Genomic DNA, 14,828 nt, shown 5'->3' with positions numbered 1-14,828 from the left:
CAGACATAATGTCATTCTTTGACAATTTGTCAATAATCAGCTTTCATTCGCAACCATGTATCATGAGAATGCCGTCTCAATAATCCGGAATCCCCTATGAGTGAGCCGTTGAAAACCCGTAGAGAGAAAGAGAAACAGGCCAGGTACGAGGCCATTCTGGATGCCGCGGAACTGGCGTTTTCGGAAAAAGGCTACGAGCGCACGTCCATGGATGACATTGCCCGCACCGCCGCTCTCAGCCGCGCATTATTGTACGTGTATTTCAAAGACAAGGCCGCGATCCAGCGCGGAATAATGCTGCGCGCCGGTCACAGCCTGTGCCGCCGCTTCGAGGAAGCCCGCCAGACGGCAGATACCGGGCTGGCGCAGATCAGTGCCATGGGCGTGGCCTATTACCAGTTCTACCGCGATCAGCCGGATTATTTTTCAGCCCTGACCACCGCTTCCACCGCGATGGCAGAGGCGGACGATGAGCTGGCCGGCGAGATGTTCTGCTGCAAGGAGCAGACCATGGACCTGATGGTAGGCGCAATACATCTGGGCCTGGAAGACGGCACCATGAACCGCGACCGCATCCATAACCCGGTGGAAACGGCGCTCTACCTTCGCGGCGCACTACACGGCGTCATCATGCTATGCCAAAGCGAAATGACCGAAAGTGGCCTGGAAGAGAACTTCCCTGCCGAATCACTGATCCGTCACACCATGGAAATGCTGACTTCCTCGATCGCCTCCTGATCCGAGAGTAATCGCGGCGGTGCGCCTGTCGGATTACGCCTTCGGCTAATCCGACCTACGAAAGGCGCTATCACTGAAGCCAGACCGAAGAAACGTAGGTCGGATTAGCGAAGCGTAATCCGACAAATCACTCCCACTCAAAGCTGAAAATCATAAATCGACCCAAGCCCCAAAATCCCCGTCAACTCATCAAGCGCCTTACGAACCTCATCCAGCAACATCGGGTCACCGAGATCGTCCTGCGACAATTCCTCCCGGTAATGCGCCTCTACCCAGGTCGTCAGCCGCTCATAAAGCGCATCGGTGAGCAACACACCGTGATGCATGGCCTTGAGCTCATCGTCGTTGAGCACCACCCGCAAACGCAAACACGCCGGCCCGCCGCCATTGCGCATGGACTGCTTGACGTCGAAAACCTCCACCGAGGTAATCGGCCCCTCGTTGTCCACCAGCTCATCCAGGTAGCGGCTTACCGAGGCTATTTCCCGGCATTCTCCCGGCACTGCCAGCATCATGCCATCCGGGGTATTCAGTAACTGGCTATTGAACAGGTACGAAGCCACCGCGTCTTCCAGCGGTACCTGTTCACTGCTCACCCGTACCGCTTCCAGTTCCGCACCGGTCAGGCGGGAGCGGATATCAGCCAGGACAGTTTCTTCATCCAGAAACGCCAGCTCGTGATAGAACAATGTGTTGCCGTTACCCACCGCGATAACGTCGTTATGGAACACGCCAGCATCGATGGCTTTGGGGTTCTGCTGGGCAAAGACCACACGGCTGTCTTTCAGACCATGCAAACGGGCAATGGCCTGGGAGGCTTCCAGGGTCTGGCGGGCGGGGTAGAGTCTGGGAGCCGGGGCTTTTTCGTTGAACGCGATCTGGCCATAAACGAACAGTTCCACTCCCGGCTCGCCGTAACCCGCACACAGGCGGGTGTGGTTGGCCGCACCTTCGTCGCCGAACTGGCTCACCGACGGCAAAGCAGGATGGTGGGCAAACCAGGACTCGTCTGAAAAAATGGATTTCAGGGCCCGGCCTGTGACTGCGTGTTCAATGGAGCGATGGAACTTGGCGCTCAGGTTGGCCGGGGTGAAGTGCACGCGGTGATCAGCGGTATCTGCACTGGGGGAAACGGTGGCGGCATTGGCCGTCCACATGGTGGATGCAGAAGACACCGCGGCCAGGATAGACGGGCTCTGCTTGACAACGGCCCGCAATATGTCGCTTTCAGAACCGCTGAAGCCCAGCGCTCGCAAAGTCGGGATATGCGGGCGTTCATGGGGCGGAAGCACGCCCTGCACATAACCCCGGTCCGCCAACCGCTTCATCTTGGCCAGTCCCTGCAACGCCGCCTCTTTGGGGTTGGAGACCGAGCGAACGTTGGACTTGGAGGCCACGTTGCCCCAGGACAGCCCGGCGTAATTATGGGTGGGCCCTACCAGGCCATCGAAGTTGGCTTCTACCGCATGCTTGACCATGTCTGGTTTTCCGTCAGTCGAAATTTAATCCCGGTGCAAGGCTTTCCGGCACTTCGCTCTTTTTCGCCTCCAGCGAAGCCATGGGCCAGGCGCAGTAATCAGCAGCGTAGTAGGCGCTGGGGCGATGGTTGCCGCTGGCACCCACTCCGCCGAACGGAGCAGCGCTGCTGGCACCGGTCAATGGCCGGTTCCAGTTCACAATGCCGGCGCGCACTTCGTTCGCCAGCCGCTCATAGAGCTTGTGGTCATCGGTCAGGATACCGGCGGACAACCCGTAACGGGTGTTATTGGCCAGCTCCAGGGCCTCGTCGAAGCTCTTGTAGCGGTAGACCGTCAGCAGGGGCCCAAAGAATTCCTCGTCCACCAGATCCAGGCCGGTGGCATCCACGATGCCCGGGGACAGCAGGCCGGTGCCTTCTTTCAACTGCTTCATTTCCAGCAGCGATTTGCCGCCATGGGTCAGCAGGTTGTTCTGGGCGGCCAGTAGTTTGTCGGCCGCTTCAGCGGAGATTACCGAGCCCATGAACGGTTGCGGATCGGCATCGAACTCCCCCACTTTTATGCGGCTGACAACCTCGGTAAGGCGCTTCAGGAACTGGTCGCCCTTGGTGCCTTTGGGCACCAGCAAGCGCCGCGCACAGGTGCAGCGCTGTCCGGCAGACAGGAAGGCCGATTGCAGCGCATGGTGCACGGCGCCATCCACGTCATGAATATCCTGCACAATCAGGGGGTTGTTGCCGCCCATTTCCAGAGCCAGGATTTTTTCAGGCTGACCGCCGAACTGCTTGTGCAGCAGATGCCCCACGGTGGAACTACCGGTAAAGAACAGCCCGTCCACACCTGGATGTGAAGACAAGGACTTACCGGTTGCCGCGGCGCCCTGGACGAGGTTGATGACACCGGGGGGAATGCCGGCTCTCTCCCACAGTTTTACAGTCATCTCGGCGACGCCGGGGGTCAGTTCGCTGGGCTTGAACACCACGGTGTTGCCGGCCAGCAAGGCCGGCACAATGTGACCGTTGGGCAGGTGCCCCGGGAAATTATAGGGGCCGAATACCGCCACTACCCCGTGGGGCCGGTGACGCAACACGGCATGGCCGCCAGCAACGTCGGATTCGGAATGGCCGGTGCGGTCATGGTAGGCAGTCACCGATATCCCGATCTTGCCAATCATCGCCGCCACTTCCGTGCGGGACTCCCACAGGGGTTTGCCGGTTTCCAGTCCGATCTGGTGCGCCAGGCCTTCCTTGTGCTCTTCCAGCAGCTTGCCAAACTTCTCCACCAGAGCCTGACGCTCCTCGAAGGGGCGCCGGCGCCAGTCAACAAATGCATTGCGGGCTTCGCGCACGGCGGCGTCCACATCTTCAATACTGGCACCGACGCCGTCCCAGACCGTCTCGCCGGTGACAGGCTGGAGGGATTCAAACTGGTCTCCGTGGCCTTCGAGCCAGAGCCCATCAATAAATAATTGGCCGGTGATCTTATCCATATTCACTACCTCCTTCCGGTATCTTTCAAAGGGGCCAGCCGCACACGGTCCCCGGATTCAACCTCCAGCGCCTCTGCCACTTCGGCCGGTATACTGACAGTATCAAGCCCGATACACTCGGCCGGTATGGTGGTTACCCGAAAGTCCCGGAACGAACGGTTGGATATCATCACCTGGTCTTCCGCCGGCACGTTCATATCCAGTGGCTTCTTGCGGATCATCACGTGGCGGTTGATGCCTTCGCGCACGGTGCGGATGTTATGGATGAAAGCCTCCACCACCGGGCCACCATCAAAAATATCCACCATCCCGTTAAAGTTGAACCCTTCCGCCTGCAGCATGTTCAGCGCCGGCGCAGTGTTCTCGTGCACCCGGCCAATGACTGCCCGGGCAGCATCCGGCAACATCGGCAGGTAAATGGGATATTTCGGCATCAGTTCGGCGATAAATGACTTGTTGCCCAGGCCGGAAAGCATATCCGCTTCGCTGAATTCCATATCAAAGAACTTGCTGCCCAGAGCATCCCAGAGGGGGCTCTGGCCATTACCATCAGATACGCCCCGCATTTCAGCAAACACCTTTTCGGAAAAGTGCTTTCTGAAATCGTCCAGGTACATGAACCGACAACGGGACAGCAGCAGCCCGGTGCCGCCACCCCGATGAGAGGCCGACAGCAACAGTGAACAGATCTCGGTGGTATCGGTCATGTCGTTGGACAGGTGAAGCGTTGGCGTGCGCACATGCACACCCAGCTCGCGGGAGGCGTTTACGGTCACGCTCAAGCGGTAGTTGTAGAACACCTCATCCAGACCAACCCTTGCCTGAATGCCGCTGATACCCACGCATTGCCCCAGCTCAGTGTCCTCGAGGGCAAACAGATAAAGCCCGGCCTCGGGGGCACAGCGTTGATTGAAGGTTTCCCGGGTATGGTTAATTTTTTTCTGCAACAACTCCCGGTCTGCCGGTAGCGTAGTCAGGCCCTTGCCTGCCCCCTGCGCCATGGCATACAGGGCTTCCAGATCGTTTTCCTGTAGTGGTCGGATCAACAGCATACCGGCCTCCTGAGTGCGATCGCCCTGTTCATAACGGTGTAATCCTTACGTCGTCACCGGAGCTTCTGGCCAGGCACTTCCAGGTTTTCAGCGGCACCTTGATCTCGTCCCCGAGGCTCTCGGTCAGTGGCGTCAGAGTGCAGCGGAAACTCTCCCCCTCGCCTCCCGAGATCAGGCACATCTCACCGTCGTCGGTATTGGCGGCGTGCAGGGTTTTCGGGTGGCTGGTAACAACGGATTTGAGCGAGTCGGTACGAGCTTCAAGCACCGGCCCGGCATCAAAAATATCCAGGTAACAGCCGCTGTGAAATCCCTCATGCTGCAGCAGCTCAAAGGTTGCCCGGGTCTGTTCGTGGGGCTGACCCAGCGCTTCCCGGGCCGCCTGGCTCAGCAAGGTGACGTAGATCGGGTTGGGTGGCATGAGCTCAGCGATAAAGGTTTTGCTCAGCATGCCGGAATACTGGTCCGCGGTTTCAAAATCCATATTGAAGAAATGCCGGCCCAGGCTGTCCCAGAAGGGTACCTCCCCGTTTTCTGTCTGCACGCCCTGTATTTCCACCACAGTCTGATCGGTGAACAGGTGACGGTGTGCGGCAATAAACAGCAGCCTGGCCCGTGACAGCAGCTCGAAAGCATCGGTGCGACGCAGCTCCGGTTTGATGGTAAAGGAACACAGCAGGGTGTTGTCTGTCAGGGCGTGGGACGGGTACAGGACTTCCACCCGCCGGGAAACCCCCAGCTCATGGGAAGCATGGATAAGCGCATCCTTGCGGTAGTTGTAGAAAGGTTGCCCATTCCCTGCCCGGGCATCAATGCCGGATACACCATGGACTGTCCCGGTGCCGGTATCTTCCAGCACGAACAGGAACCGTTTGGACTCATCGGGCCCGTTCTTGCCAGCAAACGAACGGGCGGACTGGTCTATCTTCCGGGACAGCGCCTCTTCTTTTTTGGGCAAGGTGGATGACATCCTGGGGCCTTGCCCCCCGGCGATGTCGAGTATGTCTTTCAGGTCACCCGGCTGAGCCGGACGTACCAGCCACATAGGCGGCTCCCCTGGTTGTAGTCCGCAAAATTTATTGCCCGCAAACCTTTTTGACACCGGCCTCAAACCGGGCCAGCGCTTCATCAATATCAGGTTCGGGAATAATCAACGACGGCGCCAGCCGCACCACATTGGGTCCGGCAATCAACACCATCACACCCTCGGCGAGGCCAGCATTGAGAAATTCCTTGGCCTTGCCTTTCCACTCTTCAGTCAACACGCAACCCAGCAGCAGGCCGGAGCCACGGACTTCACTGAAGATGCCGTAACGCTCGCCGATGTCCATCATGCCCTTGCGCAGCCGGTCGGAACGCGCGGCGACACCCTTGAGAATGTCTGGCTGACTGACGGTGTCAATCACCCTCTGGGCAACGGCACAGGCCAGAGCGTTGCCACCATAGGTACTGCCGTGGGTGCCGACAGCCAGGCTTGTGGCGACTTTTTCAGTGGTGAGCATGGCCGCTACCGGGAAGCCCCCGCCGAGGCCCTTGGCTGTGGAGAGAATATCCGGCGTTACCCCGTACATCTGATAGGCGTACAGGTGGCCAGTACGGCCAACGCCGGACTGGACCTCGTCAAACACCAGCAGGGCATCGTTGTCATCACAAAGCTGGCGCAGGCCCTTGAGGAACTCCGCATCAGCGGGCATAACGCCACCCTCACCCTGGATCGGTTCCACCACTACGGCACAGGTTTTGTCTTTGGATATCAGCTTCTTCACCGATTCCAGGTCATTGAAGTCGGCGTGGTGGATACCGCCTGGCGCCGGTTCAAAACCCTCCAGGTACTTGGGCTGGCCACCCACGCTGACAGTGAACAGGGTGCGGCCGTGGAACGAATTTGTGAAAGCGATGATCTCGTTTTTTTCCGAGCCAAAGTGCTCCCAGGCGTAACGGCGGGCCAGTTTAAAGGCGGCCTCGTTGGCCTCACCACCGGAATTGGCAAAGAACACCCGCTCGGCAAAGGTAAGATCACACAAGGTTTTTGCCAGCCGCAGCGCCGGCTCGTTGGTCATCACATTGGACAGGTGCCAGATTTTCTCGGCCTGATCCATCAGCGCACTCACCAGGCCCGGGTGGGAATGCCCCAGACAGGTCACCGCAATACCACCCGCCAGATCGATATACTCCTTACCTTCCTGATCCCACACATGGGAGCCTTCCCCCCTCACGGGAATCACCGACCCGGGTGCGTAGTTGGGGACCATTACCTCATCGAATAATTCACGGCTGACGGGTTCTCTGTTCATCGGTGTCTCTCAAGCAAAACGTGAAAAAGTAAATTTAATCATACGCCACTCAGGGCATGAGCACATCCGGTGCGCCCACCGCATCCAGTTCCAAGACTTTCAGCGACCGTCCATCCCGGCCCATCAGAGCCTTGACCAGCAGTTTGTAGGAGTCCAGGTCAAAATTGACGGCCTGACCCTGCAACGACAGATCGTCCAGCTCATCCACACTGTCCAGCGTGGCGACGTGCATCCAGTTATAGACCACCAGAATATCGGTCCTCCCGGTTTTACCGTTGTGCTCCACAATCCCTACCGGTCCCTTCCAGGGCCAGGTTTTCAGGCGCAACGCATGGAATGCGATCTGCACCCTGAGGTTGTACCTGATAACGTCTTCACCACCTTCACAGGCACCTTTACAGCGGCCCAGAGTACGCTGAAAGCAAGGGCCCTCATGATCCGGCTCCAGGCCCAGCAGCTTGTTGCAGAGGTCGTTCTTTACCGCAATGCCGCTGAGGGCCTTTTCCGCGTCCCGCTTACTGCGGAACAAACCGAAATATTCACCCAGCCGGTGAGGTTCGATTTCCCGAACCAGCCGGGCCTGGAGGTAGCCGTCAGTATTATTCGCAAGCTCGATGCTCACCAGATTCTTGGCGGCACGGGAGCGACGATTGAACAACGGCTTCAACTGCTTGATCTGCTTTAATTCAAGCAGTAACGCGCCCAGCTCGCCAGCGGTTTCTGTCCAGTCCACCCGCCGCAGGCTCTCCGACATGCGAACGCCACGGCTGGAACTGTGGTCGCCAGAGAAGTGGGAGGCCACACGCTGGGCGATGTCAGTACTTTTACCTACGTACAGAAGAACGTCATTTTCACCATAGAAACGATAGACCCCCGGCCCGCGGGGAAGGCCGTGCAGTACATCGAGCGGCAGATTGGAGGGAATGCTCGGCCGCTGCAGCAGTTCAGCAATGGCGGCATCCATGGCTGGCGCGCCCTTTTCCGCCAGCGCATGCTCAAAAAACGCCAACATGGCGGACACATCCCCCATTGCCCGGTGCCGCTGAACCTGGTCAAGGCCATGGCGTTCGATCAGCGCATCCATATTGTGGCGCCGGAACCCGGGATAGAGCTTGCGGGACAGCTTGACGGTGCAAAGCACTTTTGCAGAGAACAGCAGACCCAGCCGCCGGAACTCACCCTTGATAAAGCCATAATCAAAGCGGGCGTTGTGGGCGACAAAAATGATGTCTTTCAGCCGGGACTCCAGCTCTTCCGAGATCTCGGCAAACACCGGCGCGTCTGCAACCATGGCGTCGGTGATTCCGGTCAGGCTCTGAATAAAGGGAGAAATACGCGTTTCCGGATTGACCAGGGTCTGCCACTCGCCGACGATTTGCCCCGAACGCCAGAAGCGGATGCCGATCTCGGTAATCCGGTCGTGAGAATTATTGCCGCCAGTGGTCTCGATATCGAGAAAGGCGAAGGTGGCCGAGTCGAGAGTACGGGTATTTTTTTCATGAGAGATACTTACGAAAAGTCGGAAATAACCGGTGTTCTGCCACTATAACGGGCGGAAATAAACACAATTCTCAGAAAGTTCCCCTAACCCACCGATTTCGTTGTATAGACATTCGTCTAATTAATGCAAGAATTTATTTGAAATGTCATGGATTCGTAACTACTTTGAAGTGGGTCCAACAAAAATAAGTGTGGAGACAACAAAGATGCAAAGCAACAAACTGAGAATGGCAATTCGATCAACGGCTGCAGTAGCAATTCTGGGGGTAGCCGGGCACGCACACGCTCTGACTCTCGACGTCAGTGATGATGTAGAGGCGAAAATCTACGGTTATGCCCGCCTGAACATGACTTACGACATCGATGACGACCGTCAGGTATCAACTGGCGCAGGTACGTTCACCCCTTCCGCGAATCCAGACGTAGAAGGCCACTTTGACGCAAATGTTCAGCAGAGCCGCATTGGTGTGAACGTGAAACACAACTCCGGCGCTTCGGTTACCATCGAAAGCGACTACCGCGGTAGCGGCAGCGAGCCCGGCAGCCTGCGTATTCGTCACGCATATGGCGAGTACAAAGGTCTGATGGCCGGCCGTAATTGGTCCAACTTTGTAAGCTTCGTGGGTAACACACCGACTCTGGATTTCGATAGCCTGGCAGGTACTGCAGGTAGCCAGGATCGTGCCGAGCAGGTTCGTTACACCACTGGTCCGATGTCCTTCTCCATTGAGGACCCAAGCTCTCAAGGGATACTGGGCGCAGGCGGAAATACACGTACTTCAGCTCCAGCCTTCACTGCACGCCTGCAAGACTCGGCTGGTGCCTTCTCCTACTCGACCGCTGTTCTGGCCAGCCAGGTGACAGCCGACGATGGCGTTAACGATGACAGCGCTGTCGGTTATGCCGTGTTCGGTGCCGCAAGCCTGCAACTGAGTGACATGTTTTCTGTGCAGGGCGCCGTTAACTACACCGACGGTGCCAATGGTTATCTCTGGCGCTCGGGTTCCAACTACTATGGCCCCAGCGCCTATGTAGATGGCAACAGCGTAGAAACCATCGCAGGTTACGGTGGCTCTATCGGCGTTAGTATGGCACTGGGTGGCGGCCGCAGCATTAACGTGGGCTATGGCATGACCACTCTGGACCTGGACGATGCGATCGCAGCGGGTGCAACAACCAACGCAGATCCAGAAACCAACCAGAACGTCCTCGTCAACTACATGTGGACGCCGGTCGAGAACGTCATGATGGGTGTTGAATACGGTTACTTCGATCAGGAAACCGTTGCCGGCGACTCTGCTGACGCTAACCGCGTTATGTTCGCAGCACAATACAACTTCTAAGTTTTTAAGAAGTTAGCTCTGCAGAAACCCCGGCTCCAGCCGGGGTTTTTGTTTGCAGGGCTCATAATTACTCCCCGCCCGTAAACTTGTCCGCACACCACGGCTTGTCATCACCGCCAGCACTTCCATCAGCGACAGCACGCCCCGGTCGTGTTTCCTTGGCACCTTACGCCCCACTCATCCCCACGCTGGCTGTGATGGGGCGACAGGAGCTGACTGACCCGCCCCGTTTTTCAGGGTCAGCGGCTGCATTGGCCGGAATGATGGGAAGAATCTCTTCACCAACAAGTATCCAGCAGAGAAAAACGGAGAATGGCGATATCTCAGAAATTAAAACAAGCGAGGCCGGTCAGGTTATTCAGAACCGTGGAGCGCCAGGGATGGCGCGACCGAGCCCTACAGGGACGTATCCACGGGCGTGTTCTGACTAACCTGACCGGCCTCGCGAAAGCCCCGCAGCCAGAAGGCTACAGGACCCATACTGCCAGCCTTAAAGAAGCAGGGACCGAATGTCCCCCAACAACTGACCCAACAGGGAAGTAAACCGGGCAGCATCCGCCCCGTTCACCGCCCGGTGATCATAGGACAGCGACAACGGCAACATCAGCCGCGGCTGGAAACCCTTGCCATCCCAGACCGGCTTCATCGCCGCTTTGGACACACCAAGAATCGCCACCTCCGGCGTATTCACAATCGGCGTAAACGCCGTGCCGCCGATACCACCCAGACTGGTGATGGTAAAACAGGCACCCTGCATTTCCGCCGGTTTCAGCTGCTTGTCCCGGGCCTTCTGGGCCAGCTCCGCACTTTCCGCGGCAAGCTCCCAGAGCCCCTTCTTGTCCACATCCCTGATCACCGGAACCATCAGCCCGTTGGGTGTATCCACCGCAATCCCGATATGAATGTATTGCTTGCGAACCACTTCCTTGCGGTCCATATCCAGCGACACATTGAACTGCGGCAATTCCGCCAGCGCCGTAGCACAGGCCTTCAGCAGGAACGGAAGCGGTGTCATCTTCACACCTTTCTTCTCGCCAGCCGCTTTCTGCGACTTGCGGAAGTCTTCCATATCGGTGATGTCCGCATCCTCGAACTGGGTCACGTGGGGCACGTTCAGCCAGCTGCGCTGCATGTTGTTGGCCGTGGCAAACATCATGCGCGACATGGATTCACGCTCAATCTCACCAAACTGGCTGAAGTCCGGCAGCTTCACGCCGGGGATACCGGCACCACCGCCACCGGCCACCGTGCTGCCTTGCTGCGTCTGTTGCAGTTGGCTCTTCACGTAGGCCTGAACGTCGTCCTTGAGGATGCGATTTTTCGGGCCAGAGCCTTTGATACGGGCAAGGTCAGCACCGAATTCGCGGGCCAGCTTGCGCACCGCCGGGCCAGCGTGGACTTTGGCGCCCGGGGTAGGCGGCTCATAGGTTGCCGATGACGGCTCAGGCTTGGGCTCTTCGCTCTTGCCTTTCGACTCGGCTTTGCTTTCGGGTTTGTCGTCACCCGAGGACTTTGCTGATTCAGAAGAGGCGTCTTCCTCGCCGCTCTCTTCTGCGCCCTCACCACCGCCTTCCACAACGGTCATCTCAACCAGATCAAGGCCTTCCGAGATCTTGTCGCCCTCGGATACCAGGATCTTGCCAATCTTGCCGGCATAGGGAGAAGGAATCTCCATGGTGGCCTTGTCGGACTCCACGGTGACCAGCGGGTCGTCCGCTTCGATCTCATCGCCCTCGCTGACGTTGATCTCGATCACCGGTACATTGTCGAAACCGTCCAGCGCTGGCACCTTCACGGTTTCCTTGCGGGAACCGCCGGATTTTTTCGGCGCCGGCTTTTTCTCTTCTGCTTTATCCTCGGCCTTGTCTTCCGACGTGTCCTCGGCCTTTTCGTCCTTGCCGGAGCTGGCCTCTTCGCCAGCGCCCTTGTCGTCATCAGAGCCACCGGCATCGCCGCTGGCTTCCATCATGCCGACAACGTCGCCTTCCTTGACCTTGTCACCCACCTTGACGGTGATTTTGGTGATCTTGCCGGCGCCCGGCGATGGCAGCTCAACCGATGCCTTGTCGGACTCTACCGTCAGTATCGGATCTTCTTCCTCAACCGAATCCCCCTTGCTGACGAGTATTTCAATGACCTCGACCTCGTCTGCACCGCCGAGATCCGGAACCTTGATTTCCTGTTCACTCATGGCGGTCTCCTTAGCTCAGCACCGGGTTCGTTTTGTTGCGATCGATTCCGTACTTCCGCATGGCTTCGAGAACCACGTCCTCCTTGATCTCACCGTCCCGTGCCAAAGCCGCCAGCGCGGTCACCGCCACGTAGTAGCGATCCACCTCGAAGTGGCTCCGCAATTTCTCGCGGGTGTCACTGCGGCCGAAGCCGTCAGTGCCCAGGGTCAGATAGGTTTTGGGGATGTAGGCGCGAATCTGCTCAGACAGCAGTTTGATGTAGTCGGTGGAAGACACCACCGGCCCCTGCTGCTTCTCCAGGCACTGGGTGACGTACGCCTTCTTGGCTGTGTCATCCGGGTGCAGGCGATTCCAGCGTTCAATGTGCAGGCCGTCGCGGGCCAGCTCGTTGAAGCTGGTAACACTCCACACATCACTGGCCACGCCGAAGTCGTCCTTCAGCAGCTGCGCCGCAGAGCGCACCTCGTTGAGGATGGCACCGGAACCCAGCAGCTGAACCCGCGGGGACTTCTTCTTGCCCTTGGTTTCAACGGATTCAATCTGGTACATGCCCTTGATGATGCCCTCTTCCACCTTCTTGTTGTCTTTCGGCATTGCGGGCTGTTCGTAGTTTTCGTTCTCCATGGTCAGGTAGTAGAAGACGTTCTGGTTGTCTTCAAACATTTCCTTGATGCCATGCTGAACCACCACGGCCATCTCGTAGCCGTAAGCAGGGTCGTACGCCTTACAGCTGGGAATGGTCTGGGCCAGGATGTGGCTGTGGCCGTCCTGGTGCTGCAGGCCTTCACCGTTGAGCGTGGTGCGCCCGGCGGTACCACCAATCAGGAAACCACGTGCCTGAATGTCACCTGACGCCCAGGCGAGGTCACCGACACGCTGGAAACCGAACATGGAATAGAAGATGTAGAACGGTATCAGCGGGAAGTTGTTGGTGCTGTAGGAAGTGGCCGCTGCCATCCAGGCTGCCATGGAACCATCCTCGTTGATCCCTTCCTCAAGGACCTGACCTTTCTTGTCTTCCTTGTAGTACATGATCTGTTCACGGTCTTCCGGCACGTACTTCTGGCCTTCCGAGGTGTAAATACCCAGCTGGCGGAACATGCCCTCCATACCGAAGGTACGGGCCTCGTCCGGTACGATGGGAACGATACGCTTACCGATACGCTTGTCTTTGGTGAGTGCCGTCAACAGGCGCACAAACGCCATGGTGGTGGAAATCTCACGGCCATTGGAACCTTCCAGCAGCGTCTTGAAGGTGTCCAGCGCCGGCGCCTGCAGCGGCTGGCAGTCTTTGCGGCGCTTGGGGTAGAAGCCGCCCAGTTCCTTCCGGCGCTTGTTCATGTAGACAATTTCCGGACTGTCCGGCGCCGGGCGGTAGTAAGGCACGTCCTTGAGCTCTTCATCCTTCAGTGGCACCGCAAAACGGTCACGGAAGGCCTTGAGCTGCTCGATATCGAGCTTCTTCAGGGAGTGTGCCGTGTTCTGCGCTTCGCCCGCACTACCAAAACCGTAACCCTTGATGGTATGCGCCAGGATCACCGTCGGCCGACCGCCATTGTTGTGAATGGCATGGTGATAGGCCGCATAGACCTTATAGGGGTCGTGACCGCCACGGTTGAGCTTGTTGATGTCCTCGTCGGTGAGGTTTTCCACCATCTTGGACAACTCCGGATATTTTCCGAAGAAGTGCTTGCGGGTGTAGGCCGGGCCGTTGCTCTTGAAGTTCTGCAGGTCACCGTCCACGGCTTCATCCATAACCCGCTGCATCAGGCCGTCCTCGTCTTTCTCGAACAGCGGATCCCACATGCGGCCCCAGACCACTTTCAGCACGTTCCAGCCGGCACCGCGGAAGACGCCTTCCAGTTCCTGGATAATCTTGCCATTGCCCCTTACCGGGCCGTCCAGGCGCTGCAGGTTGCAGTTGACCACGAAGATGAGGTTGCTGAGGTTCTCGCGGCCGGCCACAGAGATAGAGCCCAGGGTTTCCGGTTCGTCGCATTCGCCGTCACCGACAAAGCACCACACTTTGCGATCGCCCATGTCGATCAGCTCACGGCTGTGCAGGTACTTCATCACGTGGGCCTGATAGATGGCCTGGATCGGGCCGAGGCCCATGGACACGGTGGGGAACTGCCAGTAATCCGGCATCAGCCAGGGATGGGGATAGGAAGACAGACCATTGCCATCGACCTCCTCCCGGTATTTATCCAGCTGCGCTTCATCAAAGCGGCCTTCCAGGTAGGAACGGGCATAAATGCCGGGTGAGGAGTGCCCCTGGAAGTAAACCAGGTCCGATTCCCGCTTTTCATCACCGCCGTGGAAGAAGTAGTTAAAACCGACATCGTAAAGTGTGGCTGCCGAGGAGAATGACGACACGTGCCCGCCCAGCTCACCCGGGCGCTGATTCGCCCGCAGTACCATGGCCATGGCATTCCAGCGGATCAGCGAGCGGATACGCCGCTCCATGAACAGATCGCCCGGCATTCGGGCTTCCTGGGTTACCGGAATGGAATTGCGGAACGGTGTAGTGATGGAATAGGGCAACTCGGTGCCGTCGCGGCTGGCTCGTTCGGAGAGCCTTTCAAGAATGTACTTGGCGCGATCAACGCCCTCCTGTTCGATCAGAGACTCCAGCGCATCCAGCCATTCACTGGTCTCTATGGGATCATCGTCCTGGTACATCAAACCTCCCCTTGGCATAAAAAGTACGGCGCGTGCCACGATCAGCAGCTGAGCGCCTTG

The 14,828-nt window shown here is 58.0% G+C and carries 10 protein-coding genes; 2 read left to right on the top strand and 8 right to left on the bottom strand.

Features of this window, described 5'->3' with window-relative positions:
• The first annotated feature begins 96 nt into the window (after positions 1–96).
• On the top strand, positions 97–738 hold the full coding sequence (locus tag QPL94_RS06200; RefSeq protein WP_285356236.1) for a TetR/AcrR family transcriptional regulator: 642 nt from the start codon (positions 97–99) through the stop codon (positions 736–738).
• Between the two features lie 137 nt (positions 739–875).
• On the opposite strand, the gene astB is transcribed toward QPL94_RS06200, so the two are convergent.
• Genes astB through QPL94_RS06170 form a run of 6 tightly spaced genes read right to left on the bottom strand, consistent with a single transcriptional unit; the run spans position 876 to position 8,558 of the window.
• Positions 876–2,216, bottom strand: coding sequence for an N-succinylarginine dihydrolase (gene astB / locus QPL94_RS06195; protein ID WP_285356235.1), 1,341 nt, complete (start codon positions 2,214–2,216; stop codon positions 876–878).
• Positions 2,217–2,229: 13 nt separating this feature from the next.
• A complete protein-coding gene (astD, locus tag QPL94_RS06190; protein WP_285356234.1) occupies positions 2,230–3,705 on the bottom strand; it encodes a succinylglutamate-semialdehyde dehydrogenase in 1,476 nt (491 codons plus the stop codon).
• A 5-nt stretch (positions 3,706–3,710) separates the two neighbouring features.
• Complete coding sequence (astA, locus tag QPL94_RS06185) at positions 3,711–4,757, bottom strand: arginine N-succinyltransferase (RefSeq protein WP_285356233.1); 1,047 nt, start codon at positions 4,755–4,757, stop codon at positions 3,711–3,713.
• Between the two features lie 28 nt (positions 4,758–4,785).
• Entirely contained in the window at positions 4,786–5,802 is a 1,017-nt protein-coding gene (locus QPL94_RS06180; RefSeq protein WP_285356232.1) for an arginine N-succinyltransferase, read from the bottom strand.
• A 31-nt stretch (positions 5,803–5,833) separates the two neighbouring features.
• Positions 5,834–7,051 carry an aspartate aminotransferase family protein gene (locus tag QPL94_RS06175; RefSeq protein WP_285356230.1) on the bottom strand — a complete coding sequence of 406 codons (1,218 nt, stop codon included), beginning with the start codon at positions 7,049–7,051 and terminating at the stop codon, positions 5,834–5,836.
• A gap of 49 nt (positions 7,052–7,100) precedes the next feature.
• Entirely contained in the window at positions 7,101–8,558 is a 1,458-nt protein-coding gene (locus QPL94_RS06170; protein WP_285357858.1) for an exonuclease domain-containing protein, read from the bottom strand.
• A gap of 199 nt (positions 8,559–8,757) precedes the next feature.
• Here QPL94_RS06170 and QPL94_RS06165 point away from each other — a divergent pair, with 199 nt between their 5' ends.
• Complete coding sequence (locus QPL94_RS06165) at positions 8,758–9,894, top strand: DcaP family trimeric outer membrane transporter (RefSeq protein ID WP_285356229.1); 1,137 nt, start codon at positions 8,758–8,760, stop codon at positions 9,892–9,894.
• A gap of 490 nt (positions 9,895–10,384) precedes the next feature.
• On the opposite strand, the gene aceF is transcribed toward QPL94_RS06165, so the two are convergent.
• Both aceF and aceE read right to left on the bottom strand, forming a co-directional pair.
• The gene (gene aceF / locus QPL94_RS06160; protein ID WP_285356228.1) at positions 10,385–12,085 is read right to left on the bottom strand and encodes a dihydrolipoyllysine-residue acetyltransferase; all 1,701 of its coding nucleotides are present in this window, start codon (positions 12,083–12,085) and stop codon (positions 10,385–10,387) included.
• Positions 12,086–12,095: 10 nt separating this feature from the next.
• Positions 12,096–14,768 (bottom strand): pyruvate dehydrogenase (acetyl-transferring), homodimeric type, encoded by a 2,673-nt coding sequence (aceE, locus tag QPL94_RS06155; RefSeq protein WP_285356227.1) that lies wholly within the window; start codon positions 14,766–14,768, stop codon positions 12,096–12,098.
• Positions 14,769–14,828: the final 60 nt, after the last annotated feature.

This window comes from Marinobacter sp. SS13-12 (assembly GCF_030227115.1).
GTDB lineage: Bacteria > Pseudomonadota > Gammaproteobacteria > Pseudomonadales > Oleiphilaceae > Marinobacter.
Note: the sequence above shows the minus strand (reverse complement) of the source record. Positions and strands in the feature narration are given on the sequence as shown.